Source organism: Thermobifida fusca YX (assembly GCF_000012405.1).
GTDB lineage: Bacteria > Actinomycetota > Actinomycetes > Streptosporangiales > Streptosporangiaceae > Thermobifida > Thermobifida fusca.
Map to the genome: position 1 here is coordinate 1,485,993 of NC_007333.1, position 26,114 is coordinate 1,512,106.

General features: G+C 67.4%; 23 protein-coding genes. 20 read left to right on the plus strand and 3 right to left on the minus strand.

Features of this window, described 5'->3' with window-relative positions:
* The first annotated feature begins 33 nt into the window (after positions 1-33).
* The 17 genes from TFU_RS06380 to TFU_RS06460 all read left to right on the plus strand — a co-directional run bounded on the left by TFU_RS06380 (position 34) and on the right by TFU_RS06460 (position 18,088).
* Complete coding sequence (locus TFU_RS06380) at positions 34-816, plus strand: crotonase/enoyl-CoA hydratase family protein (RefSeq protein ID WP_011291721.1); 783 nt, start codon at positions 34-36, stop codon at positions 814-816.
* Positions 817-1,175: 359 nt separating this feature from the next.
* Positions 1,176-2,339, plus strand: coding sequence for an acyl-CoA dehydrogenase family protein (locus tag TFU_RS06385; RefSeq protein ID WP_011291722.1), 1,164 nt, complete (start codon positions 1,176-1,178; stop codon positions 2,337-2,339).
* A 168-nt stretch (positions 2,340-2,507) separates the two neighbouring features.
* Positions 2,508-3,686 carry an acyl-CoA dehydrogenase family protein gene (locus TFU_RS06390; protein WP_011291723.1) on the plus strand — a complete coding sequence of 393 codons (1,179 nt, stop codon included), beginning with the start codon at positions 2,508-2,510 and terminating at the stop codon, positions 3,684-3,686.
* Positions 3,687-3,856: 170 nt separating this feature from the next.
* Positions 3,857-4,627, plus strand: coding sequence for an SDR family NAD(P)-dependent oxidoreductase (locus tag TFU_RS06395; RefSeq protein ID WP_041427915.1), 771 nt, complete (start codon positions 3,857-3,859; stop codon positions 4,625-4,627).
* A 70-nt stretch (positions 4,628-4,697) separates the two neighbouring features.
* On the plus strand, positions 4,698-5,864 hold the full coding sequence (locus TFU_RS06400; protein WP_011291725.1) for an acyl-CoA dehydrogenase family protein: 1,167 nt from the start codon (positions 4,698-4,700) through the stop codon (positions 5,862-5,864).
* Positions 5,864-6,772, plus strand: a complete 909-nt coding sequence (locus TFU_RS06405) for an HpcH/HpaI aldolase/citrate lyase family protein (protein WP_011291726.1) — start codon at positions 5,864-5,866, stop codon at positions 6,770-6,772. The genes TFU_RS06400 and TFU_RS06405 overlap by 1 nt, the downstream gene beginning before the upstream one ends.
* Before the next feature lie 2 nt (positions 6,773-6,774).
* Positions 6,775-7,254 carry a MaoC family dehydratase gene (locus tag TFU_RS06410; RefSeq protein WP_011291727.1) on the plus strand — a complete coding sequence of 160 codons (480 nt, stop codon included), beginning with the start codon at positions 6,775-6,777 and terminating at the stop codon, positions 7,252-7,254.
* A complete protein-coding gene (locus TFU_RS06415; RefSeq protein WP_011291728.1) occupies positions 7,254-8,732 on the plus strand; it encodes an aldehyde dehydrogenase family protein in 1,479 nt (492 codons plus the stop codon). Before TFU_RS06410 ends, TFU_RS06415 begins: the two co-directional genes overlap by 1 nt.
* Before the next feature lie 47 nt (positions 8,733-8,779).
* Complete coding sequence (locus tag TFU_RS06420; protein ID WP_011291729.1) at positions 8,780-10,009, plus strand: CaiB/BaiF CoA transferase family protein; 1,230 nt, start codon at positions 8,780-8,782, stop codon at positions 10,007-10,009.
* A 121-nt stretch (positions 10,010-10,130) separates the two neighbouring features.
* Entirely contained in the window at positions 10,131-10,892 is a 762-nt protein-coding gene (locus tag TFU_RS06425) for a FadR/GntR family transcriptional regulator (RefSeq protein WP_011291730.1), read from the plus strand.
* Positions 10,893-11,377: 485 nt separating this feature from the next.
* Complete coding sequence (locus TFU_RS06430; RefSeq protein WP_011291731.1) at positions 11,378-12,556, plus strand: ABC transporter substrate-binding protein; 1,179 nt, start codon at positions 11,378-11,380, stop codon at positions 12,554-12,556.
* A gap of 101 nt (positions 12,557-12,657) precedes the next feature.
* Positions 12,658-13,545: a branched-chain amino acid ABC transporter permease gene (locus tag TFU_RS06435; protein WP_011291732.1), complete on the plus strand. Its 888-nt coding sequence runs from the start codon at positions 12,658-12,660 to the stop codon at positions 13,543-13,545.
* Positions 13,542-14,486, plus strand: coding sequence for a branched-chain amino acid ABC transporter permease (locus TFU_RS06440; RefSeq protein WP_011291733.1), 945 nt, complete (start codon positions 13,542-13,544; stop codon positions 14,484-14,486). The genes TFU_RS06435 and TFU_RS06440 overlap by 4 nt, the downstream gene beginning before the upstream one ends.
* A complete protein-coding gene (locus TFU_RS06445) occupies positions 14,483-15,259 on the plus strand; it encodes an ABC transporter ATP-binding protein (protein ID WP_011291734.1) in 777 nt (258 codons plus the stop codon). Before TFU_RS06440 ends, TFU_RS06445 begins: the two co-directional genes overlap by 4 nt.
* Positions 15,252-15,968 carry an ABC transporter ATP-binding protein gene (locus tag TFU_RS06450; RefSeq protein ID WP_011291735.1) on the plus strand — a complete coding sequence of 239 codons (717 nt, stop codon included), beginning with the start codon at positions 15,252-15,254 and terminating at the stop codon, positions 15,966-15,968. The genes TFU_RS06445 and TFU_RS06450 overlap by 8 nt, the downstream gene beginning before the upstream one ends.
* 87 nt (positions 15,969-16,055) lie before the next feature.
* Positions 16,056-17,558: an MFS transporter gene (locus TFU_RS06455; RefSeq protein WP_011291736.1), complete on the plus strand. Its 1,503-nt coding sequence runs from the start codon at positions 16,056-16,058 to the stop codon at positions 17,556-17,558.
* A 32-nt stretch (positions 17,559-17,590) separates the two neighbouring features.
* Complete coding sequence (locus tag TFU_RS06460) at positions 17,591-18,088, plus strand: nuclear transport factor 2 family protein (protein WP_011291737.1); 498 nt, start codon at positions 17,591-17,593, stop codon at positions 18,086-18,088.
* Positions 18,089-18,347: 259 nt separating this feature from the next.
* Here TFU_RS06460 and TFU_RS06465 read toward each other — a convergent pair whose 3' ends face one another.
* Both TFU_RS06465 and TFU_RS06470 read right to left on the minus strand, forming a co-directional pair.
* A complete protein-coding gene (locus TFU_RS06465) occupies positions 18,348-19,136 on the minus strand; it encodes an amidohydrolase family protein (protein ID WP_011291738.1) in 789 nt (262 codons plus the stop codon).
* 7 nt (positions 19,137-19,143) lie between these two features.
* Positions 19,144-19,893, minus strand: a complete 750-nt coding sequence (locus TFU_RS06470; RefSeq protein ID WP_011291739.1) for an SDR family NAD(P)-dependent oxidoreductase — start codon at positions 19,891-19,893, stop codon at positions 19,144-19,146.
* A 294-nt stretch (positions 19,894-20,187) separates the two neighbouring features.
* Between TFU_RS06470 and TFU_RS06475 the strand changes: the two genes are divergently transcribed.
* The gene (locus tag TFU_RS06475; RefSeq protein WP_016188581.1) at positions 20,188-20,979 is read left to right on the plus strand and encodes an enoyl-CoA hydratase/isomerase family protein; all 792 of its coding nucleotides are present in this window, start codon (positions 20,188-20,190) and stop codon (positions 20,977-20,979) included.
* Positions 20,979-22,622, plus strand: coding sequence for an ATP-dependent acyl-CoA ligase (locus tag TFU_RS06480; protein WP_011291741.1), 1,644 nt, complete (start codon positions 20,979-20,981; stop codon positions 22,620-22,622). The genes TFU_RS06475 and TFU_RS06480 overlap by 1 nt, the downstream gene beginning before the upstream one ends.
* Positions 22,623-22,848: 226 nt before the next feature.
* Here TFU_RS06480 and TFU_RS06485 read toward each other — a convergent pair whose 3' ends face one another.
* A complete protein-coding gene (locus TFU_RS06485; RefSeq protein ID WP_016188582.1) occupies positions 22,849-23,865 on the minus strand; it encodes an LLM class flavin-dependent oxidoreductase in 1,017 nt (338 codons plus the stop codon).
* A 161-nt stretch (positions 23,866-24,026) separates the two neighbouring features.
* Here TFU_RS06485 and TFU_RS06490 point away from each other — a divergent pair, with 161 nt between their 5' ends.
* Complete coding sequence (locus TFU_RS06490) at positions 24,027-26,105, plus strand: acetate--CoA ligase family protein (protein ID WP_011291743.1); 2,079 nt, start codon at positions 24,027-24,029, stop codon at positions 26,103-26,105.
* Positions 26,106-26,114 lie beyond the last annotated feature (9 nt).

Genomic DNA, 26,114 nt, shown 5'->3' on the forward strand with positions numbered 1-26,114 from the left:
CGCAGCGGCGGGCGGCAGGAGAGAGAAGCGACGATGAGCACCACCAACGACGACGCACCTGAGGTTCTGGTCGAAGAGCGCGGCCGGGTGCTCGTGATCACCATGAACCGGCCCCGGGTCCGCAACGCGATGTCGCAGGCGATGGCCTACCGCATCGCGGAGGCCCTGGAGACGTTGGACAGCCGCCCCGACTTGAGTGTCGGCATCATCACCGGGGCGGGCGGCACTTTCTGCGCGGGCATGGACCTCAAGGGGTTCGCCCGCGGGGAGCGCCCTGTCGTCCCGGGCCGCGGGTTCGCGGGACTCGTGCAGCAGCCGCCGAAGAAGCCGCTGATCGCGGCGGTGGAAGGCTACGCCTTGGCCGGGGGCTTTGAGATCGTGCTTGCCTGCGACCTCATCGTGGCCTCGCAAGAGGCGAAGTTCGGCCTGCCCGAGGTGAAGCGCGGGCTGACCGCGGCGGCGGGCGGCCTGCTGCGCCTGCAGCACCGCATCCCCTACCACCTCGCCATGGAGCTGGTGCTGACCGGGAAGATGTGGCCCGCGACCGAGGCCGCCGAAGTCCACCTGGTCAACCGGCTCACCGAGCCGGGCAAGGCGTTCGAGGTCGCGCTGGAGCTGGCCGAGGAGGTCGCCGCCAACGCGCCGCTCGCCCTGGCCGCGTCCAAGCAGGTGCTGGTCCGCTCGGTGGACTGGCCGCTGGACACCCAGTTCGAGAAGCAGGAAGAGTACGTCAACCCGGTGCGCGAGTCCGAGGACGCCAAGGAAGGGGCGCGCGCGTTCGTGGAGAAGCGCGAGCCGCGCTGGACCGGACGGTAGCCGGAATAAGAGCAGACAGGCATCGAGGGCGCTCGAGCGGGCGCCCTCGATGTATCGAAGGGGGAAACCAGCACATAATTGCTGATCAACATAACCATGATTATGGTATGATTCTGCTTGTGCGAGGGGTGTGACGACGATCCCACTGGCTTGTTCGGCGGCCTTCTGGTGCGGGGGAGAGCTCCCGTGGGTGGGAGGCGTCGTGGGGGGAGTTTTAGCGCCCGGCGCACCTCAAGGGTGGCGGGAATGCCGCACTGAGGGGAGTCGTGCTGGAGGCGGTGCGACGTCTGTTGACCCAGGGGGAGCCGGATGCTGAAATCTAGTATAATGATTAACCAAGACCGGAAGGGGGCAGCCCCATGACGGCCAGACCCGTCGATGAGTACACGGAGATCCGCGAACTGGCTTCAAAGGTCGCCCGCGAGGTATACGGGCCGATCGCCGAGCAACTGGACGTGGAACGGAAGCCGATCTCCCGCGAAGAGCGGATCCGTCTCGGGGAGCTCGGATTCCTCGGCATCGCCCACCAGGAGCGTTACGGCGGTGCCGGAGCCCCGCTGGCCCAGGCGCTGGCGGTGATTGAGGAGTTTGCCCGGGTCTGCCGCCCGGCCGCCTTCCAGATCTTCGAGGCCAACACCGGTCCGGCCCAGGTGATCAACTACCTGGGGACTGAAGAGCAGCGCGAACGCTGGCTGCCGGACATCATCTCCGGTGAGAAGACCATGGCGGTCGCTATTTCCGAGCCCGACGCCGGATCGGCCGCAACCGACATGCGCACCACGGCCCGCCCCTCCGGCGACGGCTACGTCATCACCGGAACCAAACGGTGGATCTCCAACGGCGGTGAAGCCGACCTCTACCTCGTCTACGCCCGCCTCACCGACGAACCCGGCTCCAAGGGGATCGGCGCCCTCGTCGTCGAGAAAGGCACCCCCGGCCTCAGCTTCGGTCCCCCCGAACGGCTCATGGGCTTCCGCGGCATTCCCTCCGCTGACGTCATCCTCGACGAAGTCTGGGTCCCCAAGGAGAACTTGGTCGTCCCCGCCGGCGGTTTTGGCAAGCTGTTCGGAGTCTTCTCCATCGAGCGGCTCGGCAACACCACCATGAGCCTCGGCATCGGCCAGGAGGCACTCGACCGCACCATCGCCTATGTCCAAGAGCGGGAGCAGTTCGGCAAACCGCTCATCGAGTTCCAAAGTGTCCAGATCACTTTGGCCGACATGGTGATGCAAGTGGACTCCGCGCGCCTGCTGCAGCAGCGCGCCGCGGCCAGCGCCGAGGGCGGGAAGCTGCCCGACCCGCTGCAGGTCTCCCTGGCCAAGTGCGCCGCCAACGAGATGGCCAAGCGCGTGACCGACATGGCCATGCAACTGCACGGCGGCAACGGGTACACGGAAGAGTACGGCATCGAGCGGCTGCACCGGGACGCCCACGGCTGGGCTATCGCGGGCGGTACCCCGAACATGCAGCGGATCCGAATCGTCTCCGAGCTGCTGGGCCGCAAGTTCAACCAGCGCGCCTAGCACCTGGCCCACAGGGATTTCCTGGATCAGCGGTCGGCCCCCGCCACACGCGGCTGGACAGCGGCGGCATGTCGCGGGGGCCCGCCCACAGCGACGTTCGCGGAACGCCCACCAGGTCCCGGGCGGAAGACACGCCGCGCGTCGAAACGGTCCGCCGCGAGCTGGACCGTGGACCAAGACAGCTTCAGACGAGAAGGGGCGATCGTGGAAGAGGGGCAGATGTTCGACCTGGGACCGCGTCACCGCGAGATCCAGCGCATCGCGCGGTCCGTGGCCGAGCGGGTGGAAGAGTACGCTGACGAGGCAGACGCGGCGGTCGAGGTCCACCAGGGCGTGGCAGAGATCCTGCGGGAGAGCGGTCTGGCACGCCATGTGGTTCCCGCCGCCTACGGGGGAGAAAGCGACGTTCTCGACCCACTGGCGATCGCCGTCATCCGCGAAGCGCTGATGTACACCTCGGCCCACCTGGACTCCCTCTTCGGCATGCAGGGGGTGGGCAGCTACTCGCTGGCGGTCGGCGGAACCGAGGAGCTCAAACGCGAGTGGCTCCCTAAGGTGGCGCGCCTGGAAGCGATCGCCGGACTCGCCCTGACCGAACCGGACATCGGCTCCGACCTGCGCGGGGTCACCACGACGATCGAGGCCACCCCCACCGGGGTGCGGGTCAGCGGACGCAAGTCGTTCATCACCAACGGCGGTGCCGCCGACTTCTACTGTGTCCTCGGCCGGGAGGGCGAGGGCTACTCCATGGTGCTGGTTCCCGCCGACACCCCCGGGCTGACGGTCGAGCGTGGCGACGACCTGATCGCTCCGCACATCCTCGGCGAACTGCACTTCGACGGTGCGGAAGTGCCCGAAAACCACCGGCTCGGCGTGCCGGGTAAAGCGTTCTCCCTCATGCTGCAGACACTCGCGGTGTTCCGGGTCACCGTGGCGGGCTCGGCGGTCGGCCTGGCCCAGGCTGCGCTGGACGAGGCGCTACGCCACGCCAAGACCCGTACCCAGTTCGGCCGCCCGCTCCTGGAACTGGGGGCAGTGTCCCAGAGCCTGGCCCTGTCGTGGACCGAGGTGGAGACGGCCCGGGCCATCACCTACCGAGCGGCAGCGCTCGCCAAGAACGATCCGCTCGCGCACCTGGACTACTCCTCGATCGCCAAGGTCAGCGCAACGGAGGCGGCTGGACGAGTGGTCGACCGCGCGGTGCAGGCCATGGGCCGCTTCGGGCTGATCCGCGGGTCCAAGATCGAGCGCCTCTACCGCAATGCCCGCCCGCTCCGCATCTACGAGGGCGCCACGGAGGTCCTGCTCGACTCCCTGGCCCGCAGGCTCGCCAAGCGCAGCAGCTAGACGTCCCCGCCAGCCGCAGCGGATGCGGTTGTGCTCTGCATAACCGCATCCCTTGACCCACCTCACACAGAAAACTATTATGATGATTACGACTAATAGGGTGTGGGGTGTGTCGCGGCGGGGGAGCCCACACGGACGACGACACGACACCACTGCGAAAGGACGCGACAATGCGCCGTTTTGAAGGACGTATCGCCGCCATCGTCGGCGGTGGATCCGGTATGGGCCGCGCCATCTCGCACCGCCTGGCCTCAGAGGGAGCCACCGTCTACGTCGCTGACCTCAGCGAAGAGTCCGCGAAGAAAGTCGCCGAGGAGATCACCGCCCAAGGCGGCAAGGCCGTTCCCGTCCAGGTCGACGCCACCAACAACGACAGCCTCCGGGCGCTGTTCGACCGCATCCGCTCCGACCACGGCGTCCTCCACGTCCTCCACGCCCAAGTCGGTATGCCCGGCCCCGGCGGCATCGAGACCAGCGACGAGGAGTGGCAGAAGAACATCGACGTCAACATCAAGAGCGCCTACTACACCTGCACCCTCGGCTACGACCTCCTCAAATCCGCCAACGGCAAGGGGTCGATCACCATGACCTCCTCCACCTCGGCGCTCGTCGGATCCCCCTTTAGCCCCATCTACTCGCTGACCAAGGGCTCCCTTGTCCCCTTCGCCCGCGCCCTCGCACTCAAGGGCGCCCCGGACGGCATCCGCGTCAACGTCATCTGCCCCGGCACCGTGCAGACCCCCATGCTCGCCCAGTTCTTCGGTCGGGAACCGGGAGCCGACGTCTCCGAGCTGACCAAGGACTTCATCAAGAACATCCCGCTCGGCCGCGGTGCCCAGCCTGAAGAGATCGCCTCGGTCATCGCGTTCCTCGCCAGCGACGACGCCAGCTACGTCACCGGCGTCACCATCCCTGTCGACGGCGGCCTGACCGCCAAGTAGCGACCTGGACACCACCTCGTCCGCGCGGGAGCACGGCCCCGGGCGGACGAGGGCTGAACGGGAGGACCCCATGGACTTCAGCAAAGACACGGTGCACGAGGACATCCGCCAAGCAGTCCGGGACCTGTGCGCCAAATTCCCCGACGAATACTGGATGAAGCACGACCAGTCGCAGGAATTCCCCTGGGAGTTCTACAACGCCATCGTCGAGGCGGGCTGGTTGGGCTTGACCGTCCCCACCGAGTACGGCGGCGGCGGACTCGGCGTCACCGAAGCCGCCATCGTGGAACAGGAGATCGCCGCCTCCGGCGCGGGCATGAACGGATGCAGCGCCGTCCACATCGGCATCTTCGGTTTCGAACCGATCATCAAGTACGGCAGCGAAGACCTCAAACAGCGTTTCCTGCCCCGCCTGGTCAGCGGTGACCTGCACGTGTCCTTCGCCGTGACCGAGCCCGACGCCGGCACGGACACCACCAACCTCTCCACCTTCGCCCGCAAGGTCGACGGCGGCTGGCTGGTCTCCGGCAAGAAGGTCTGGATCACCAAGGCCCAGGAAGCCGAACGGCTCATCCTCCTGGCCCGCACCACCCCGCGCGACCAGGTGGCCAAGAAGACCGACGGGCTCACCCTGTTCTTCGCGCCCATGGACCGCGAACGGGTCACCGTGCGCCCCATCCCCAAGATGGGCCGCAACGCGGTCGACACCAACGAGCTGTTCATCGACGACCTGTTCGTTCCCGACGAAGACGTCATCGGCGAAGTCGGAAAGGGCTTCAAGACCATCCTGGCCGGGCTCAACGCCGAGCGGGTCATCTCCGCCAACGCCGCCATCGGCATCGGCCGCGCCGCCCTGCGCCGGGCCACCAACTACGCCAAGGAACGCGTCGTCTTCGGCCGTCCCATCGGCAAGAACCAGGGCATCGCCTTCCCCCTGGCTGAAGCCCTGATCAAACTCGACGCCGCGGACCTGATGTGCCAGCAGGCCGCCTGGCTGATCGACAACGGCTACCCCGCGGGACGGCAAGCCAACGCCGCCAAGTTCCTGGCTGCCGAAGCCGGATTCTTCGCCGCGGACGCGGCACTGAGCGTGCACGGCGGCTACGGCTACAGCAAGGAGTACCACATCGAACGGTACTTCCGGGAAGCCCGGCTGATGCGCATCGCCCCCATCAGCCAGGAAATGGTCCTCAACTACGTGGCCGAGCACGTTCTGGGTCTGCCGAGGAGCTACTGATGCGGCCGTACCGTTCCGTTCTCTTCGTCCCCGGCCACCGGCCCACCTGGGTGGACAAGGCCGTGGCCTCCGGGGCGGACGCGATCGTCCTCGACCTGGAAGACTCGGTGCCCGAGGCGGAGAAGGCAGCCGCCCGCGCCACCGTCGCCGAGTCCATCCGGCGGGTGCGCGCCACCAACTCCGACATCGGGCTGTTCGTCCGGGTCAACCCGCTGCACACCAAGCTGACCGGGGCCGACTTGGAAGAAGTCGTGATCCCCGGACTGACCGGTATCTTCGCTCCCAAAGTGGAGCAGGCCACCGATGTGCTGCGCTACGACGCGCTGCTCGACCACTTCGAGACCCGCAACGGGGTCAGCGGGCTGGAGTACATCATCCCGGTGGAGACGGTGAAAGCCATCCACGCCTGCCGTGAGGTGGCTGCCGCATCCCCGCGGGTGGGCGCCATGATCGGCCCCACCGCCGAGCACGCCGACATTGCCAGGGCCGTGGGATACGAGTGGACCCTGGAAGGCACGGAGACGCTCTACCACCGCAGCCGGATCCTGCTCGCCTGCCGAGAAGCCGGGATCCACGCCCTCACCGGGCTGTGGGAGGACCTGGACAATCTCGACGGCCTGCGGGAGTTCGCGCGGCGCGGCCGCCAGCTCGGCTACCGGGGCATGATCGCGATCCACCCCAGCCACGTCGCGGTCATCAACGAGGTCTTCACACCCTCTGACGCCGACATCGCCTTCTACCGAGGCTTGGTCGAGGCGTACGAGAAAGCTGCTGCGGAGGGGGTCGGCGCACTGCGCTACCGGGGCGTGCACATCGACAAGGCCCACTACGACAAGGCATTGGAATGGCTGGAGCGCGCCGAGCAGTTGCGGGCGCGTGACGCCGCGAGCGCGGAGGAGGCGAAATAACGATGCGAGGGCTGTACTACGAAGAGTTCGAGGTGGGCAAGGTCTACAAGCACCCGTTCACCCGGACCGTCACCGAGATGGACAACATCCTGTTCACCTCGCTGACGATGAACTTGCAGCCACTGCACCTGGATGAGGAGTTCGCGAAGACCACCATCCACGGCCGGCGCGTCTTCAACAGCCTGTTCACCCTGGCGCTCATCGGTGCATTCCACGTGCCCGAGCTGACCATGGGCACCACCCTGGGCAACCTCGGCTACGACGAGGTCAAGTTCCCCCACCCGGTCTTCCACGGCGACACCCTGCGCGGTGAGACCACCATCCTCGACAAGCGCGAGTCCAAGAGCCGCACCGACTCGGGGATCGTCTGGTTCGAACACCGCGGATACAACCAGGACGACGTCTTGGTCTGCGTGTGCCGCCGGGCAGGTCTCATGCTCAAGAAGCCAGCCAACGCCGACGACAACAAGGGAGAGGCCTGATGAGCATCAGCAGCGAGCGGATCGCAGCCCTCCGCGACTATGTCCCCGAGGTACGCGAGCTGACCATCGACGGCAAGCCGGTCAAGCCCGCCGGCGAGACCTGGGACGTCTACAACCCCGCCACCGAAGAGGTCATCGCCACCGTCAGCGGAGCCACTAAAGAACAGGTCGACGAGGCGATCCGGGCCGCCCGCACCGCCTTCGACACCTGGTCGAAGATGTCGGGCGAGGAGCGGTCCGCCGCCATGCACAGCCTCGCCGACCGCTTGGAGGCCCGGTGGGAGGAGCTGCTGGCCTCCATCGTCAACGAGGTGGGCACCCCCGTCTCCACCGCCGAGTTCCTCCAGGTGAAGATGGGTCTCGGCCACCTGCGCTGGTTCGCTGACGCGGCGAAGAAGGACCGCACCGTCCACCTGGGCCCCTACGACGTGCCCGTGCCGACGATGAGCGACGTCGACCACTACCCGGTGGGTGTGGTCGCCGCGATCACCGGCTACAACTACCCGCTCAACCTGGCTGGCTTCAAGTACGGTGCGGCGCTGGCCGCGGGCTGCACCGTGGTGCTGCTGCCGTCGCCGCGCACCCCGCTGACCACCCTGCTGCTCGGCGAGATCATCCGCGAGTCGGACCTGCCCGACGGGGTGATCAACGTCGTCCTCGGTGGGGCGGACATCGGCCAGTACCTGTCCTCCCACCCGGGCGTGGACAAGGTGTCCTTCACCGGTTCTGACGCGGTGGGCGCCAAGATCATGGAGCAGGCGGCGGCCAACCTCAACGACGTCGTCCTGGAGCTGGGCGGCAAGTCCGCCAACATCGTCCTGCCCGGCTGCGACGTGGAGTCCTTCGCGGTGGACATGCACATGCGCTGGTCCCGCAACTCCGGCCAGGGGTGTGCGGCACTGGCCCGGCTGCTGGTCCACGAGGACCTCTTCGACCGCTTCATGAAGGCGGGCGCCGAGGCGTTCCCGAAGATGAAGGTCGGCGACCCGTGGGACCCGGAGACCCACATCGGCCCGCTGATCCGCCCCGATCACCGCGACCGCGTCAACGGGTTCATCACCGAGGCGCTCGAGCAGGGCGGCAAGGCGCTCCTCCAGGTGGAGACCCCGCTGCCGGAGAAGGGCTGGTACGTCAACCCGATCCTGCTGGGCAACCTGCCGCACAGCGCCCGCGCCGTGCAGCAGGAGATCTTCGGCCCGGTCGCCGTCGTCCTCACCTACAAGGACGTCGACGAGGCGATCCGGCTGGCCAACGACACCGCCTACGGCCTGGCTGCCAACGTGTGGGCGCCCACCCTGGAGGAGGGCCGCCGCGTGGCCGAGCAGTTGCGGGCCGGCACCGTGTGGATCAACGGCGGCGGTGCAATGCGTCCCGACGCACCCTTCGGCGGCTCGGGCCGTTCCGGTATCGGCAGGGAGCTCGGTGAGTGGGGCATCCAGGAGTTCCTGGAGCCGCGCCACATCCAGTGGGCTCTGTGATACCCGTTCCAACCCCCTTCGGTACGGCTCTTCGAAAGTAGGCGAACATGACGGAGAACAGGGCCGGAGCAAACGGTCCCCTCGCCGGGGTGCGGGTGCTCGAACTCGGGTCGATGTACGCTGCGCCCACGGCGGGGCGGATGTTGCGGGACTTCGGAGCCCAGGTCATCAAAGTCGAGGATCCGAAGACCGGGGACTATGCCCGGCAGTGGGTGCCGCAGAAGGATGGCCTGTCGCTGGGGTTCTCCCGGCTCAACTCCGGTAAGCGCTCGATCGGCGTCGACCTGCGCAAGCCAGAGGGCCAGCAGCTCGTCCGGCGGCTGGCGGCCCACGTGGACGTGGTCGTCGAGTCGTTCCGGCCGGGACGACTGGAGGAGTGGGGGCTGGACTATGCGGCGCTGAGCGCCGACAATCCCGGCCTGGTGCTGACCCGGGTCTCCGGTTTCGGGCAGACCGGCCCCTACCGGGAACGGCCCGGGTTCGGCACCGTGGCCGAGACCGCCTGCGGGTTCGCCCACATCAACGGGTGGCCCGACACCCCGCCGACCGCGCCGCCCTTCGGGTTCGCCGACTCGATTGCCGGTATTTCCGCGGCCATGGGGACAGCCATGGCGCTGTTCCGCCGGGAGCGGACCGGCAAGGGAGACGTGGTGGACGTGGCCCTGTACGAGCCGTTGATGTTCATCATCGGCGACATGGTGCTACGGTACACGGCGCTGGGTGAGGTGCAGGGCCGGATCGGCAACGACACCGGTGCGGCCTCGCCCCGGGGCATCTACCGGGCGGCCGACGGCAAGTACCTGGCGATTGCCGCGTCGAGCCAGACGATCGCGGCCCGGCTGTTCGCAGCGATGGGGCAGCCCGACCTGATCAAGGACCCGCGGTTCGCGACCAACGCGGCCCGGCTCGCCAACAACGAGCTGGTGCAGAAGCAGGTCTCCGACTGGGTCGGCTCCCTGCCGCGCGACCAGGTGCTGGCCATCCTGGAGGAGCACGAGGTGGTCAGCTCCCCGGTCAACGACGCCAGCGACATCGTGGTCGATCCGCACTTCTTGGAGCGCACGCTTGTGCAGATCACCGGCAACGAGAAGCTGAAGTCGGTGCTGATGCCGGGCCCGGTGCTGCACATGTCCAGCTACGCAGGTCCCGAATACCACGGAGTGCCCGAGATCGGCGAGCACACGCACACGGTGCTGGCCGAAGAGTTCGAATTCTCCGAAGCAGAGCTCGCGGAACTCGCTGATCAAGGTGTGATCAGCGCTCCCGCGAAGCAGTGAGCTGAGGAACCGCGATCCACTCCTCCGCCGGGCTCGCGAAACGGTCGCATTCGGGATTTGGGGTCTGTGCTTTTCCCGGAGATAAACCGTCGTGAAATCGGCGGGGGAGTGGAATAGCGGTATGCTGCCGAACATTATGAGTGGATTTGGGCCATCCGGCGTCACATGGGAACGGCGTAGCGAGAAGGTCTCCGAGATCGTCGCGCGGGAGATCGTGCGCGACATCGCTAAGAGACGCCCCGCTCCGAATTCCGTTTTGGAATCCGAAAGCGCCATGATCAAGCGCTACCAGGTAGCGCGCGGTTCTCTCCGTGAGGCGCTACGCATCCTCGAAGTGCACGGGCTGATCCGGATGAAACCGGGGCCTGGCGGAGGTCCGGTGCTGTCCGAGGTGAGCAGCCGCGACTTCGGTCGGATGGCGACTCTGTTCTTCCAGGTACTCGACATTCGGTTCTGCGAACTTGTTGAGGCCCGGCTCATGCTGGAGCCGTTTATGGCCCGTCTGGCAGCCGAGCGGCACGACCCGAAGGACCACGAGGAACTGCGGGCTATCGTGCAGCAGGGGTTTGCCGCAAAGACCACGGATGCGTGGTTGCAGGCCACCGACGCGTTTCACACCAAAGTCCTGTCGATGTCCGGCAACGGCTTGCTCACGCTCATTGCGTGCGCGTTGAAGGACATTTTCACGGAACGCGCTTCGACTATCTATGTGGCTAATGAGGGCGATCACATCAGGGAGACCCACTCGGAGATCGCAGAAGCGGTCATCGGGGGCGATGCGGAGACCGCGGAGCGCTTGATGCGGGAGCATCTCCAGGAATACGCGGATTTGGTTGCGGAACGCGAACCGACCTTGATGAACGAGGTCGTCGACTGGCGTTGAGCAAGAATCAACCCCGGGAAACCTGCCGGGGCGACAACCGCTGAATTCGGGGACAATCCGCGTCCGGAATCGTTGCTCAGCGCGACGGCTGGACGAGGGCTGGTGACCACAACACCCCGGTCACGGTCGGCTGCAGTGGGCGCGTCGGCCGTGACCGGGGTGTTGTCGTTGGAAGCTCGTGCTCGCGAGGCCTGCGGAATGTGACCTCTGGCACTCACCTGCCTCCTATTGATATTAATAGTTATAATCTCGTGAATCTTTGGTGGTGGACTGTTCTCGAAACCCTACAGAACGTCATAACTGCAGGTTGCAATGGGTGGAGAGAGAGCCTTGTGGCGGGTGGGGCCAGGCTGATGGACCTTGCAGGTTGTGGCCAACGGCTCTAGAGGAGTCCGGACGGACTAGACAGTTGTGACCTGGACCTCTAACGTGACAACCATCACGATAATCATCATGATTACGTGGTCAGCGTGATTGGAGCGTCCATGAACATGCGCAAGAGCTGGTCCCGCACCCTGCTCGCCGCCACCGGAGCCACAGCGCTGCTCGCCGCGGCCGCCTGCGGCACCAACGAGGCGGGAGAAAGCAGCTCCACGGGAGAGGGGCTGCCGGACACCATCAAGATCATGTCCATCAAGGAGATGACCGGCCCCGTCTCCTTCGCAGGTGAGAACAGCACCAAGGGCATCGACCTGGCGGTCGAACAGATCAACGAACAAGGCTTCCTGGGCGACACCAAGCTGGAGATCGACCTCAAGGACGCCTCGGACAGCACCCAGGAGGCTGCCAGCCTCGCCACCCAGGCCGTCTCGGACAAGTCCTACTCCGCGATCCTCGGCCCCGGCCTGAGCAGCCAGGCTTCCGCGATCTCCCCGATCGCAGAAAAAGGCGAGATCCCGGTCATCTACTACCAGGCGGGAAGCGACGGTGTCCTCGTAGGCGACTACACCTACCGCGTGACCGCTCCGGCCGCCTCCTACTACCACATCATCGGCGACTACCTGGCCGAGAAGAAGGTGAAGACCGCCGCCGTCCTCTACACCAGCGGCAACCCCACCCTCACCGAGCTCGGTGAGAAGGCGGTTCCCGGGGTGATCGAGGAGAACGGTGTCACCATCAAGCGCTCCGACACGGTGAGCAACGACACCCAGGACTTCACCGCCGTCACCTCCGAGATCATCAAGGCCGACCCCGACGCTGTCTTCCTCCTGCTGCTCGGCCCGCAGAACCCCCGTGCGGTGAGCCAGCTCAAGCAGAAGGGCTACGACGGCGAGATCATCGGCATGACCACCATGGGCGCCGGCAACCTGGAGACCGCCGGTGAGGACGCCGCAGGCGTGGTGTGGCCCAGCAACTTCAGCGCCCGCAGCGAAGTCCCCTCTACCCAGGAATTCGTCAAGGCCTACGAAGAGAAGTACGGCGAGCTGCCCAACAACTACGCCGCCGAAGGCTACGACGCCGTGTGGCTGCTGGCCCGCGGCATCAAGGAAGCCAACAGCGCCGACCGAGTCGCTATCCGGGAAGGCATCGCCAAGGTTGCCGCTGAAGGCTTCGACGGCGCACAAGGCCCCCTCAGCTTCGAGAACAACGACGTCCGTGTCGAGGGCGTGATCGCCAGCTGGAACGGCTCCGAGGAAGTCGTCGTCACGCTGGGTGATGACTGATCCGGTCCGCGGCTACTGGTGCCTAACCAACCATCCGGAAACACGATGAACAGGCATGACACACGAGTGTGGCAGGAGACGATCGAGAGGAGGGGTCCGCTGTGGAAATCCTGATTAACGCGGTCACCCTCGGATCGCTGTACCTGCTGTTCGCGCTCGGCATGAGCGTGGCGTGGGGAACGATCGGCATCCTCAACTTCGCCCACGGCAGCACCTTCATGTTCTCGGCGATGGTCGCCTACTACACGGTGCAGATGGTGGCCCTGCCGATGTGGGCCATGATCCTGCTCGGGGCCGCAGTGGGCATGGTGCTGTCCGTCCTGACCCAGGCGCTGATCTTCAACTTCATCCTGCGCCGCAACCCCGACCTGCTCAAAGCGGAGATGCAGATCGTGGTGGGCGGTATCGGTGCCGCCAGCGTCCTGCTGGCGATCGCCCAGCACTACACGAAGAGCGTGCCGTTCGGTTTCTCCGCCAGCACGTTCAAGACCACCACCTACCAGCTCGGCGCCATACACATCTCCAATGTGCAACTGGTCATCCTGGTGGCAGCCTTCGGCCTGGCCGGCCTGGCTGCATGGTGGTTGAAGTCCGCCCGGGCCGGGCTGGCGCTGCGAGCAATCGGGGTCAACCCCGAGGTCGCCAGCCTCATGGGGGTGGACCGTGGCCGGATGGCGTTGGGCACCATGGCCGCGGCCGGCGCACTAGCCGGAACCGCGGGCATCCTGCTCACCTACTACCTGGGCTCCATTGCCGCGGAAACCGGCGACAGCTTCCTGATCAGCGCGTTCGCCGCGATCATCCTGGGCGGTATCGGATCGGTCATCGGCGTGGTCGTCGGGTCGATGATCCTGGCGCTCGCCGAGACGCTCGTGGTGACCCAGCTGTCAGGTACCTGGGCCAGCGCGGTGGCTTTCGGGCTCATCTTCGTGGTGCTGCTCTTCCTGCCCCGCGGCATCTTCGGCCGTAAGGAGGTACGGCGGACATGATCGGCTGGTACGAGGCCAACATCGTCCTCATCGAGGCCACCTTCCTCAACTTCCTGCTGGCGCTGAGCATCCAGGTGCCGCTGCGGGTGGGTGTCTTCTCCTTCGCCGGGGTCGGAAGCTACGGGCTCGGCGCCTACACCGCGGCCATCCTCACCATCCGCTACGACGTGCCGGCGTTCGTCGCCATCGGTGCGGCTGTCGTCTTCGCAGCCGTGGTCGGCTACCTGTTCTCCCTGATCGTCGCCCGGCTCAACGGCCTGTACCTGGCCATGGCCACGATCGCGTTCGTGTTGATCATCTCGGTGCTGGCCACCAACGGCGGCGAGCTGACCGGTGGGGCGAACGGGCTGTACGGGGCGCTGAGCGACCTGACCACCGGCGGTGTGGTCGCGGTGTGCGTCGTGGTGGCGTTCCTGCTGGCACTGACCGAACGCGGCCCGCTGCGCCGCCGGATCGAAGCGGTCCGCGAAGACCCGGAACTGTCGATGTCCATGGGGATCGGCGTCGTCACGGTCCGCCAGCTCGCCTTCACCGTCAGCGGTGCGCTCGGCGCCTGCGCCGGAGCGATGAACGCCCTGCTGCGCACCACGGTCTCCCCGGAGGAGATCAACTTCCACCTGATCGTGCTCGCCCTGACGATGGTCATCATCGGCGGGTCGCGCTCCTGGATGGGTGCGTTCATCGGTGCCGTCATCTTCACCTGGCTGCCGAGCATGCTGGCCACCACGGGCCGCTGGCAGGACGTGGTGTACGGCCTGATCATCATCCTCGCGGCGATCTTCATGCCCACCGGGCTGCTCGGGCTGGTGCAGAGCCTGTACCAGAAGCTCCGCGGCCGGTCGCAGACCGCGGCCCCCGCAGAGCCGCCCGCCGAGGAGGCGGTGGAGGAACGCGCGATGCTCCAAGCCCTCAGCGGCGAGTCCAAGGAGGGGGTGCGATGACCACCACCGAGACCGCGGCACCCTACGTCCTCGAAGCCGAGGATGTGGCGGTGCACTACGGCGGGATCAAAGCCGTGGACGGTTTCGGGCTGCGGCTGCCACCCGGAAAGATCTACGGCATCCTGGGCCCCAACGGGTCCGGGAAGAGCACCTTCCTCGCCGCGGTAACGCGGCTGGTGCCGCTGACCCGGGGACGCCTGCTGCTCGACGGCAAGGAGTACCACAGCGAGCCGCCGATGAAGCTGGCCCGCAAAGGCCTGGCCCGCACCTTCCAGACCGTGCGGCTGCTGCCCGAGCTGACCGTCTTGCAGAACGTCCAGCTCGGCGCGGACATCAACGACCCGCGGGGACGGCTGCGGTCCTGGCTGGGACGCGACCGGCCCTCGGAAGCGGTGGAAGAAGCGATCGAGCGGACCGGTCTGGGCGACGTCCGGAACGCCTGGCCGACCGAGCTGTCCTACGGCATGGCCCGGCGGGTAGAGATCGCCCGCGCGCTGGCGGCCCGGCCCCGCCTGCTCTTACTGGACGAGCCCACCGCGGGCATGAACCACTCCGAGCGGCAGGAAGTCTCGGAGCTGATGCAGAAACTGCGGGACGAGGGACTGGCCCAACTGATCGTCGAACACGACGTCCAGATGATGGTCGACACCTGCGACCACCTCGTGGCGATGAACTTCGGCTCCCTGGTGGCGGAAGGCTCGCCGCAGGAGGTCGTCTCCCACCCCGCGGTGCAGGAAGCCTACTTGGGAAAGCGGTGGCGGTCCCATGCTTGAGATCCGCGATCTGCACGTCAGCTACGGAAAGATCGAGGCGGTGCGCGGGGTCAGCGCATCCGCGTCCCCCGGCAGGATCACCCTGGTCCTGGGCGCCAACGGCGCGGGGAAGACCACGACGCTGCGGGCGGCCATGGGGCTCCTTCCCGTCCGCTCCGGTGAGGTGCTGCTGGACGGCAAGCCGATCACCGGCCGGCCCACCCACCGCATCGTCCGCGACGGTCTCGTCCTCGTTCCTGAAGGACGGCAGGTCTTCGCGCCGTTGACCGTGGAGGAGAACCTCATCCTCGGCGGCTACACGGTGTCCAAAGAGAAGGCGGCCGAGACCATGGAACAGGTCTACGAGATGTTCCCCATCCTCAAGGAGCGGCGGAACGGCCCGGCCGGCCTGCTCAGCGGTGGGGAGCAGCAGATGCTCGCCTTCGGGAGGGCGCTCATGTCCTCTCCGCGGGCGATGATGCTCGACGAACCCTCCATGGGGTTGGCGCCCACGATGGTCGAGTCGGTGCTGAGCAGTGTTCGCAGCATCGCCGACTCCGGGATCGCGCTGCTCATGGTGGAGCAGAACGCTGAGATGGGACTGGAGATCGCCGACGACGTCGTGGTCGTGGCGCGCGGCGAGGTCGTCTTCAGCGGCCCCGCCGAACAGGCCCGCCAGAACTCTTCGGTGGTCCGCGCTTTCCTCGGGGAGGCAGCGCTCAGTTCCTGACCGTAGGCGTCGGGGCCGTGCAGTGCACGGCCCCGACGTGTGTCACGAGACGTTCCAGCCACCCAGCGACGACGGAGGCGGTAAAGCGTGGCAGCAACCCCGGCCGCAGTCCCCCACATCTCCCCACTCCGGGTCATCGTGCCGCTCGTGTTGGGCGGCCTGACCTATGCCATGTCGCAGAACGCGATCGTCCCGGTCCTCGCGGAGATCCAGCGCGCCACCGGTTCCACGGCAAGCGAAGCGGCATGGGTGGTCACCGGTTTCTTCATCTCGTCCGCGGTGCTCACCGTGATCGCCGGACGGCTGGGGGACCTGTTCGGCCGCAAGCCGGTGCTGCTCATCTCCCTCGGCCTGTTCGCGCTCGGCGGGCTGATCGCCGCGGCAGGCGGAACCCTGGGCGCAGTCGTGGCCGGGCGGGTGATCATGGGCGTGGCCGGCGGGGTCTTCCCCTTGGCGTTTGCGCTGCTCGGGCAGCTGCTGCCCCGGGACCGGGCCGCGTTCGGCATGGGCCTGGTCAGCTCCATGCTCGGCCTGGGCGGTGCCCTGGGGCTGCCCGTGGGCGGCCTGGTCGCCGAATACTTCGGCTACCAGGGGCTCTTCTGGGGTTCGGCGGCTATGGCCGCCGGCTCCGTGGTCGCGATCGCGCTGCTGGTCCCGGAACCGCGTCGCCGCGGTCGCGGCCGGGTCGACTGGATCGGCGCGACCCTGCTGACATTCTCACTGACGACCGGCCTGCTCGCGGTGAGCCGGGGCGCAGAGTGGGGTTGGTCGTCCACACCGGTGCTGGCCCTGGCGGCCGTGGGGGTCATCGGACTGGTCGTCTTGCTAGGGGTGGAGCGGAGGATCCCCGATCCGCTGATCGACCTGCGGTTGATGCGGCAGCGCAACGTCTGGCTGGCCCACGTGATCGGCTTCCTGACCACCTGCGGGCAGATCACCACGTTCCTGCTGGTGCCGCAGATGGTGCAGGCGCCCGCTGAGGGAGGAACCGGGCTGGGCGTGGGGGTGACCCAGGCGGGCCTGTACCTCCTGCCGTTCTCGATGACCACCCTGGTCGGGGGTGCGCTGACCGGGAAGGCCGTGGCCCGGTTCGGGATCCGGCCCTTGATGGCACTGGGCGCGGCCTCCGCTGTCACCGGTCTGTCGATCCTGGCGTTCCTCCCCGTGCAGCCCGCCACGGTCTTGCTCGGCGCGGGGATCACCGGGATCGGCGGCGGGACGATCTACAGCGCGTTGCCGGTGCTCATCGCGGAAGCCGTGCCGGAACGGGAGACCGGCACGGTCAACGGGATCAACACCATCATCCGCACGATTGCCATGGCGATCCTGTCGCAGGTGACCACGGTGGTGCTGGTGGTGGGGACCCCGCCGGGCCAGGACTATCCGCTGCGGGCGGCGTTCACCGTCGACTTCAGTATGAGCGCGCTGCTCAACCTGCTGGCGCTGCTCCTGGTGCCGTGCATCGTGGTGGCCGGGGCCCGCCGCGGCCGGGGAGGCGGTAAGGCGGATGCGCACCCGAAGGCTGCCGCGGTCAGGCGGGAGGAACCGGCCGCGGAGGAGAGCGAACAGCGGAGCTGGCCACCCTCCTGACAGAAAACATCGGATGATAGGGAGACTGAGGGATGGTTGAGGACGTTGCGCGGCGGCTGCGCCGCCTAGAAGACCGGGCCGCGATCCACGACCTGGTGGCGCGCTACGCCCTGGCCGTCGACGACCACGACTATGCCGCCCTGCAGGGCATGTACGCCGCGGATGCGGTCTTCCGCCACGCGGGGGCGGTCCTGCGCGGCCGGGAGGCGATCGTCGCATTCCTGCAGGAGCGGGCGCACCTCAACGGCAAGACCGTGCACACGCCGCACACCGTCGTCATCGACTGGGTTGACGACGATACGGCGCGGGGCACCGTCACCGGGCACGCCGAGATCGAACGCGGCGGGGAGTTCCTCGTCGCCGCGTTCCGCTACGACGACACCTACGTCCGCGGCGAGGGAGCCTGGAAGTTCCAGGAGCGCACCACGAAGTTCCGCTACGTCGCCCCGGTGGACGCCCTGAAGGAGCTCTTCCGCAGCCCACTGACCGTGCGCTGGCCGGGAGCCGATCCGGTCCCAGGCGAGTGGTAGGCCCAGCAAAGGAGGTGCCGGGGCGGCCGCGGAAGCAGCCGCCCCGGATCCGTCCCGTCGCAAGGTGAGGTCCGGTACGGGCGGGACACCTCTGGAGCCGGTGCCGGGTCCCTCCCCTGACGCCGACACCGGCCCCGGGTCCCGCTCCGCGCCTCCGCACCAGGGGAAAAGCAGGGGCACGGAGCGGGAGCTTCAAGGGAAGGTGGTGCGGTGCCGTGTCCCTCACCGCACCACGCCAGTGTGCCGGATTTTCCCCAGATTAGCTTTCCATGCCGAGAATGCGGGCGAGGTTGCCGCCGAGGATCGCGGCTTCGTCGTCCGGGTGGAGTTCGAGGCGCCGGATCGCTTCGATCTCGTCGGCGGGGTCGACCATCGGCCAGTCGGAGCCGAAGATGATCCGGTCAGGACCGTGCCGGTGCACGATCGCGCGGAGCCGTTCCGTGGGGATCTCGGCCAGGCCGGGCGGCCAGGAGGTCTCCAACACGATCGGCAGCCCGACCACGTACTTCTCTGCCTCGTCCAACCGCCGGAAGCCGCCGAAGTGGCAGGCCATGAACCGCAGCTTGGGGAAGTTCCGGGCGATGTCGACGATCATCTGCGGCGTGGAGTTCTCGTTGGCGCTGCCCTGACCGCCGAAGCCCACGTGGGTGATGACCGCGATGTCTGATCCGAAGGCGTCGAACAGGGCCCACAGCCGCCGGTCGTCCAGGCGGAACCGCTGGAACAGCGGGTGGAGTTTGACGCCCTTGATGCCGTGGCGCTGGAGGATCTCCATGTTCTCCTCGACCGACAGGTCGAGGTGGATGGTGCCGAACGGGGTGAGCCAGTCGCTGCGCTGCGAGGAGATGAACTCGTTGGCGCGCTCCACGTGGCGGGCGTGGTCGGCGATACCGAAGGCGACGCAGTGGTCGATCCCGGCAGCGTCCATGGAACGCTTCAGCCCGGCCACGGTGCCGTCGAATTTCGCTTCCATGCCCGGAACGCGTCCGGCCAGGGCTTTGGCCGCGATCTTCTCCGGCCAGACGTGGGTGTGTGCGTCGATGATCATGATGGCCTCACAGTTTCCCGGACTCGCCGCCGTCGATGACGAAGATGGAGCCGGTGATGAAGTCGGAACCGGGGGCGGCCAGCAGGCAGGCCAGCGGGACGAGCTCGGAGACGTCTCCCATGCGCTTGGCGGGGATGCGGCGCACCCGGCGGTGGAGCAGGTCGGGCGACTCCAGGACCGCGCTTTGCGCGTCAGTGGCGAAAGCGCCGGGGGCGATGCAGTTGACCTGGATGTTGTGGCGGGCCCACTCGGCAGCCAGGGCTTCGGTGAACCGCGCTACGGCGCCCTTGGAGGCGGAGTAGCCGACCAGTCCGGGCTTGCCGCGGATACCGGTGGTCGAAGCGATGTTGATGATCTTGCCGCTGCGCTGCGGGATGAAGTAGCGGCCGGCGGCTTGGGCCAGGGTCATCGGGGCGATGACGTTCACCTCGAAGGTGGTGCGCCACTGCTCGATGGGCTCGGTGGCGAAGTCGGCTGCCGGGGCCACGCCGGCGTTGTTGACGAGGATGTCGATCCGTCCGTGCCGTTCGACGACGAGGTCGACGAGGCTGTTGAGCGACTCCGCGTCGCGCAGGTCGACGGTGGCGGTGGAGATGCGCTCCGGGTTCGTGGCCTCGAGTTCGCGCAACTGGTCGGTGGAGCGGGCTGCTCCGACGACGAGCGCGCCGCGTTCAGCGTAGCCGCGGGCGATCGCGGCCCCGATTCCCCGGCTCGCACCGGTGACGAGGGCGACCTTGCCGTTGAGTTCTCCCGCCATCAGATCCACCCCCTCACGGAACGCGGCATGGGGGATACGGGGTAGGGGCGGATCAGGGGTCGGTCCAACACCGGTGACTCTCCTACTCGTGATTGACTGCTGCGGGATCTCTGCTGTTGGCTAAGTGGGCGTCTCACCGCCCAGGAGCCGCATCGGACCTCTACCTCCGGCAGCCACAATTAATTATTATAATGATTATGACGCCATGGCGCTAGGGCGGTGCGGTTAACACAGTGGTGTGACCGCTCGAATATTAATCATGAATATGATTATATGGTAAGTATGGGAGGTGCCATGGCAGAGGAAGCCGTGCTCGTCGAACGACGAGGACAGGTCGCCTGGATTCGACTCAACCGCCCCGAACGGCTCAACGCCTTCGACGGACCAATGGCGCGGGCTGCGGTCAAGGCGATCGAAGACTGCAGCGTCGACAGCGGAGTCATCGTCATCACCGGCCAGGGACGAGGATTCTGCGCTGGTGGATACCTGGCCACCATGGACAACCCCGACCCGCGGGAAGTGCGCGCCATGTACGAGGGCTCCCTCGCCCTGCTGGACGCGATCCGCACCTCGCCGCGCCCGGTCATCGCCGCCGTCAACGGCCCGGCAGCCGGCGGCGGCAACGAACTGGTCATCGCCTGCGACCTGGCCATCGCCTCGACGAAGGCCACGTTCGGGCAGACCGGCCCCCGGGTCGGCAGCGCCCCCGTCCTCGGCGGCACCAACATCATGCCGATCCAGATCGGCGAGAAACGCGCCAAAGAGCTGTCCTTCCTCTGCCGCCGCTACACCGCCGCCCAGGCGCTGGAGATGGGACTGGTCAACGCGGTCGTTGAACCTGAGGAACTGGAGTCCACCGTCGAGGAGTGGGCAGCGGAACTCCTCGCGCTCAGCCCTCGCTACCTGGAGATCGCCAAGATCAGCTCCAACCTGTGGTGGAACAGCGCCCGTGACTCCTTCCGCTCCGGCATCGGCATGCTCGCCCAAGCCATCGCCAGCCACGACATGCTCGAAGGGGCCCGGGCCTTCGCTGAGAAGAGGCCTCCCCGGTTCGCCCCTCTCTTCACCAGCCCCGAGGAGAACTGATGCGCACCTATAAGGATCTCCGTCCTGCCTTCCCGAACCGTGAGGACTGGGCCCTGCCCACGGTGCTGCGCCACCGCGCCGCCCAGGCCCCCGACGCGATCTACCTCGACACTCCGGAAGAGGGCCGGCGCTGGACGTACGCTGAGACGCTCGCCACCGCCGAAAAGGTCGGCCGTTCACTGCTCGCGCACGGCGAGCCGGGAGACCGGGTGCTCATCATGGCCCGCAACTCCTCGGCGTTCATCTTCACCTGGCTCGGCAGCGCCATGGCGGGCATGGTCGAAGCCCCCATCAACACCGCCTACAAGGGCGACTTCCTCACCCACCAGGTGCGTGTCGCACGTCCCCGCTGGGCCGTGATCGACGCCGAGCTCGCCGACCGCTTCACCGACGTCGCCGACGAGATCGAGGACATCGAACGCTTCTGGGTGATCGACAACGGCGACGTCGACCAGGCGATCGACAAGCTGCGCAAGGCCGGATGGCAGGCGGAACGGTGGGAGGACCTGACCGTCGACCGTGACGGAGAACTGCCCGAGGTCTCCCCGCGCTCCCTGGCCTCCATCTTCTTCACCTCCGGCACCACCGGGCCGTCCAAGGGCGTGGCGATGCCGCACGCGCAGATGTTCTTCTTCGCCGCGGAGACCGCCTGCCTGACCCGGCTCACCGACAAGGACGCGGCCATGGCGGTCACCCCGCTGTTCCACGGCAACGCCCAGTTCATGTCGGCCTACCCCGCACTGATCAGCGGCGCCCGCTTCGTGCTGCGCAGCCGGTTCAGCGCCAGCCGGTGGATCGATCAGATCCGGGAGTCGCAGGTCACGGTCACCAACTTCATCGGCGTGATGATGGACTTCGTCTACAAGCAGCCGCGCCGACCCGATGACGCCGACAACCCGCTGCGCTGCATCTTCGCGGCTCCCACGGCTTCCTCCATCCTCGAAGACTTCAAGAAGCGCTTCGGTATCGAGGCGTTCGTCGAGGTCTTCGGCCTGACCGAGACGTCCGCGCCGATCCTGTCGCCCTACGGGGAGGACCGGCCTGCGGGTGCGGCCGGACTCGTGGCCGACGACTGGTTCGACGTGCGCCTGGTCGACCCGGAGACCGACGAGGAAGTCCCTGTCGGCGAGGTCGGCGAACTGGTGGTGCGGCCCAAGGTCCCGTGGATCACCAGCCTGGGCTACTACGGCATGCCGGAGAAGACCGCCGAGGCCTGGCGCAACCTGTGGTTCCACACCGGGGACGCGCTGCGCCGCGACGAAGAGGGCTGGTTCTACTTCGTCGACCGCTACAAGGACGCGCTGCGCCGCCGCGGCGAGAACATCAGCTCTTATGAGGTGGAGCAGGCGATCCTCGGCTACAAGTCGGTCGTGGAGTGCGCGGTCGTCGCCGTGCCCGCCGACGTGGACGCGGGCGAGGACGAAGTGATGGCGTGCGTCGTGGTGCGCGAGCCCACCACCCCCGAGGAGCTGTGGGAGTGGTGCGACTCCCGTCTGCCCGCCTTCGCTGTCCCGCGCTACCTGCGCTTCGTGGAGGCGCTGCCCAAGACGCCCTCGGAGAAGGTGCAGAAGGCGGTGCTGCGGGAGCAGGGGGTCACCACGGACACCCACGACCGGGAGAAGTACCGGCAGCAGCAGAAGTAAGCCACGCGTGACCGGTCGTCGGCGAGCCGACCGGTCCGCCTCCCCCGGGTGCGGCGTCCGGGGCCGCTGAGCGGATGCCGCACCCGGCGCCGGGGCCACAGGCGGGGCCCCGGCCCGCACAAAGAGGAAGGCCCGTCCCTTGGGTGGTGGGACGGGCCTTCGCGTGTGCGGAGGGGACGGCGCAGCCCTGCCAGGCAGGGCCAGCCGTACGGGTGCGGAGAACCGATCAGCGGAAGGCGGGCAGCACCTCGTTCTTGAACAGTTCCAAGGTGCGCAAGACCTGCTCTTGGGGGGTGTCGTACCACTGCGCCCGCAAGACGATGTAGGTCAGCCCCTGCTCTTCCAACTGCTTGAGCGCCTGCACCGCGCCTTCCGGGTTGGTGAACAGGTAGGAGGCGTCGGCGACCTCGACCGCGGCCTGCTCCGTGGTCAGGTGGCGGTAGTTCTCGCCTTTCTCCGGCGCGTTGAACTCCGCGTACTTGCGGGTGAGCGCACCCCGGTAGCGCAGGCCGAGTTCACGGGCGCGCTCCGGGTCGGGGTCGAGCAGGAGCTCCCGCCGGACCACCAGTTCCGAAGGCCCGCGGCCCAGCCGCTCCCGTTCTTCCTTGTAGTGGCCGAGCACGACCTTCAGCTTCTCCGGGCTGGCGTGGGGCGGGACGATCCAGGCGTCGCCGAGCCGGGCGGCGCGCTGCGCCCCCTTCTTGTGCGGGCCGGCCCCGATCCAGATCTGCGGGCCGCCCTCCTGGACCGGCTTGAGGCTGATGTGCTGGTCCTTGACGCTGTAGTGCTGGCCTTCGAAGGTGACTCGTTCCCCCGACCACAGTTGGCGGATCAGGGTGACGCTCTCTTCGAAGCGGGTGACCCGCTCCTCCAGCGGGATGCCGAAGGAGGCGAATTCGTTCTCCCGGTAGCCCATGCCGAAGCCGGCGATGACCCGCCCACCGGTGATGTGGTCGAGGGTGGCGAAGTCTTCAGCGACTTGGACCGGGTGGTGCAGGGGCAGGATGAACATGTTGGTGCCCAGCGTCATGTCGCCTGCCTCCTGGGCCAGCGCGGACAGGATCGGCACCGGCTGGAGGGTGGGCATGTTGCCTAGGTAGTGCTGCAGCACCCAGATCGACGAGATTCCCGCGTCCCGGGCGGCCCGGACCTGCTCCCGCATAGCGGCGATGCGGTCGGCAGGGACCACGTCCGGGGGGAAGTCGTTCATGATGGCGAGACCGAACTTCAGTGGCACAAGCACACCCCACTCATTCGATGTTATTGATGATAATCAAAAATCAAATTAGCCTATAGGCCCCATGGCGGCAAGGGGGGTCGCCAGGGTTGAGGGCAAGTCCTTAACTATGCTAATGATTGTTTTGATAAATGCGGTACGGTTCACAACTTCCAGGACGGCACAGCATGGCTCTCGATCTCAAACCGCTGATCAACCCGGATTCGGTGGCCATCATCGGCGCTTCACCCAACGAAGCCGGCCACGCTGGCCGCTGCCTGGCTAACCTCGAGCGGACCGGCTACCCCGGACGGATCTACCCGGTCAACCCCAAGTACGACCGCATCGGCGCGCATACCTGCTACCCCTCCGCGCGCGACCTCCCCGAACAGGTGGATGCGGCCTACCTGCTCGTTCCGGCCCGGGCCGTGGAAAGCGCGCTTGAGGACTGCCTGGAGCGCGGGATCCGCACGGTCACCATCTGCTCGGCGGGCTACGCCGAACTCGGCGCGGAAGGCGCCGAACGCCAGCGGCGCCTGGTCGAACGGGCCCGGGAACGCGGCGTCCGCATCCTCGGCCCCAACTGCATCGGCGTGCTCAACCCCGTCGACACCTACGTGGGCTGCCCCACCTTCAACATCACCTACTCCTACACGCCAGGCTCGATCGCCCTGCTCAGCCAGAGCGGCGGAATGGCCGCCGCCCTGTTCAACCGGGCCCAAGGGCGCACCATCGGCATCCGGACCATGGTCAGCCTCGGCAACGAGGCCGACATCCAGATGGGCGAGCTGCTCGACGCCTTCGTCGCCGACCCGCAGACCCGGGTGATCGCCATCTACATCGAACAGTTGCGCGACGCCGAACGGTTCGCAGCTGCGGCGGAACGCGCCCGCGCTGCCGGCAAGCCGATCGTGCTGCTCAAAGTCGGCGGTTCGGAAGCTGGACGGCGCACCGTCCTGGGACACACCGGCGCAATGGCCGGGGAGCAGGCCGTGTTCTCCAGCATGATGCGCCACCTGGGCGTGGTGGAGGTCCACAGCATCGATGACCTGCTCAACACCGCCTACGCGCTCAGCAGCCTCCCGCTGCCCGCGGGGCCGCGCCTCGGTGCGCTCAGCCCCTCCGGCGGCGAGTGCGGCTACATCGCCGACCGTGCCAGCGCGCACGGCCTGGAGATCCCCCTGCCCACCCAGCAGACCCTCGACGAACTGAGCGAGAAGCTGAAGCTGGCGCGTCCCGGCAACCCGCTCGACACCACCGGCCAGGTCATCGGTGACGGTGCACTGCTCAGCGAACTCATGCAGATCTTCACCGCCGACCCGAACCTGGACATGATCACCCTGAGCATCCCCACTTGGGGGCCCTACGACTCCAACGCGCTGCTCCCGCGGATCATCGACGCTGTCAAAGCCTGCGACAAGCCCGCCGTGCTCTCCGCGTGGACCGCGCGCAACCTCACCGAACGGGCTGAAGAACTGCTCCGCGAGTCCGGGATCTGCTGGTTCGCCAGCTCGGACGAGGCCATCGCCGCGCTGGCCAACCTGCGGCGCTACGCCGAACTCGCCCAGGCCCCGTCGGCCACGCCTCCGGAACCGGTTTCCCTGCCCCGGCCCGAGGTCACGGAACTCAACGAATACGCCGCCAAGCGGCTGCTCGCGGAAGGCGGGGTGCCGGTCGTCGCCGAAACCCTCGCCCCCGATACGGAAGCGGCCCTGCGCGCCGCCCGCGACATCGACGGGCCGCTCGTCGTGAAACTCGTCGCCTCCGGCGTGACCCACAAGTCCGAGCTGGGACTGGTCCGCCTGCTCGACCGGGCAGACGAGGCCGAGGCCGCACTCGCCGACCTGGCCCGCGTCGCAGAGAAGGAGAACCTCACCGTCGAAGGCTACCTGGTGGCCGAGCGGCTCTCCGGAACCGAGATCATCCTCGGCGCGGTTCGCGACGAGACCTTCGGCCCGGTCCTCATGGTCGGGGCGGGCGGCATCCTCGCCGAACACTTCGCCGACCGGGTCTTCCTGCCCTGCCCTGCCGCACCGGAGCACGTGCGCGCCGCGCTCAAACAACTCGCCGTCTACCCGGTGCTCGACGGAGCCCGCGGACGCCACCACGACGTGGACGCGCTGGTCGATGTCGCAGTCGCGCTCTCCAGAGTCTTCGCGGGCAGCCCGTGGATGACCGAAATCGACCTCAACCCGGTCATCGTCGGCCTCAAAGGCCAGGGTGCGACCGCAGTGGACGCCGTGATCGGAATCGCCCCCCAAGCCTGAAACGCGCCG

Coding starts and splice junctions, on each gene's coding strand:
- TFU_RS06380 (WP_011291721.1), top strand. CDS start 34: ATGAGCACCACCAACGACGACGCACCTGAGGTTCTGGTCGAAGAGCGC.
- TFU_RS06385 (WP_011291722.1), top strand. CDS start 1,176: ATGACGGCCAGACCCGTCGATGAGTACACGGAGATCCGCGAACTGGCT.
- TFU_RS06395 (WP_041427915.1), top strand. CDS start 3,857: ATGCGCCGTTTTGAAGGACGTATCGCCGCCATCGTCGGCGGTGGATCC.
- TFU_RS06400 (WP_011291725.1), top strand. CDS start 4,698: ATGGACTTCAGCAAAGACACGGTGCACGAGGACATCCGCCAAGCAGTC.
- TFU_RS06405 (WP_011291726.1), top strand. CDS start 5,864: ATGCGGCCGTACCGTTCCGTTCTCTTCGTCCCCGGCCACCGGCCCACC.
- TFU_RS06410 (WP_011291727.1), top strand. CDS start 6,775: ATGCGAGGGCTGTACTACGAAGAGTTCGAGGTGGGCAAGGTCTACAAG.
- TFU_RS06415 (WP_011291728.1), top strand. CDS start 7,254: ATGAGCATCAGCAGCGAGCGGATCGCAGCCCTCCGCGACTATGTCCCC.
- TFU_RS06420 (WP_011291729.1), top strand. CDS start 8,780: ATGACGGAGAACAGGGCCGGAGCAAACGGTCCCCTCGCCGGGGTGCGG.
- TFU_RS06425 (WP_011291730.1), top strand. CDS start 10,131: ATGCTGCCGAACATTATGAGTGGATTTGGGCCATCCGGCGTCACATGG.
- TFU_RS06430 (WP_011291731.1), top strand. CDS start 11,378: ATGAACATGCGCAAGAGCTGGTCCCGCACCCTGCTCGCCGCCACCGGA.
- TFU_RS06440 (WP_011291733.1), top strand. CDS start 13,542: ATGATCGGCTGGTACGAGGCCAACATCGTCCTCATCGAGGCCACCTTC.
- TFU_RS06445 (WP_011291734.1), top strand. CDS start 14,483: ATGACCACCACCGAGACCGCGGCACCCTACGTCCTCGAAGCCGAGGAT.
- TFU_RS06450 (WP_011291735.1), top strand. CDS start 15,252: ATGCTTGAGATCCGCGATCTGCACGTCAGCTACGGAAAGATCGAGGCG.
- TFU_RS06460 (WP_011291737.1), top strand. CDS start 17,591: ATGGTTGAGGACGTTGCGCGGCGGCTGCGCCGCCTAGAAGACCGGGCC.
- TFU_RS06465 (WP_011291738.1), bottom strand. CDS start 19,136: ATGATCATCGACGCACACACCCACGTCTGGCCGGAGAAGATCGCGGCC.
- TFU_RS06470 (WP_011291739.1), bottom strand. CDS start 19,893: ATGGCGGGAGAACTCAACGGCAAGGTCGCCCTCGTCACCGGTGCGAGC.
- TFU_RS06475 (WP_016188581.1), top strand. CDS start 20,188: ATGGCAGAGGAAGCCGTGCTCGTCGAACGACGAGGACAGGTCGCCTGG.
- TFU_RS06480 (WP_011291741.1), top strand. CDS start 20,979: ATGCGCACCTATAAGGATCTCCGTCCTGCCTTCCCGAACCGTGAGGAC.
- TFU_RS06490 (WP_011291743.1), top strand. CDS start 24,027: ATGGCTCTCGATCTCAAACCGCTGATCAACCCGGATTCGGTGGCCATC.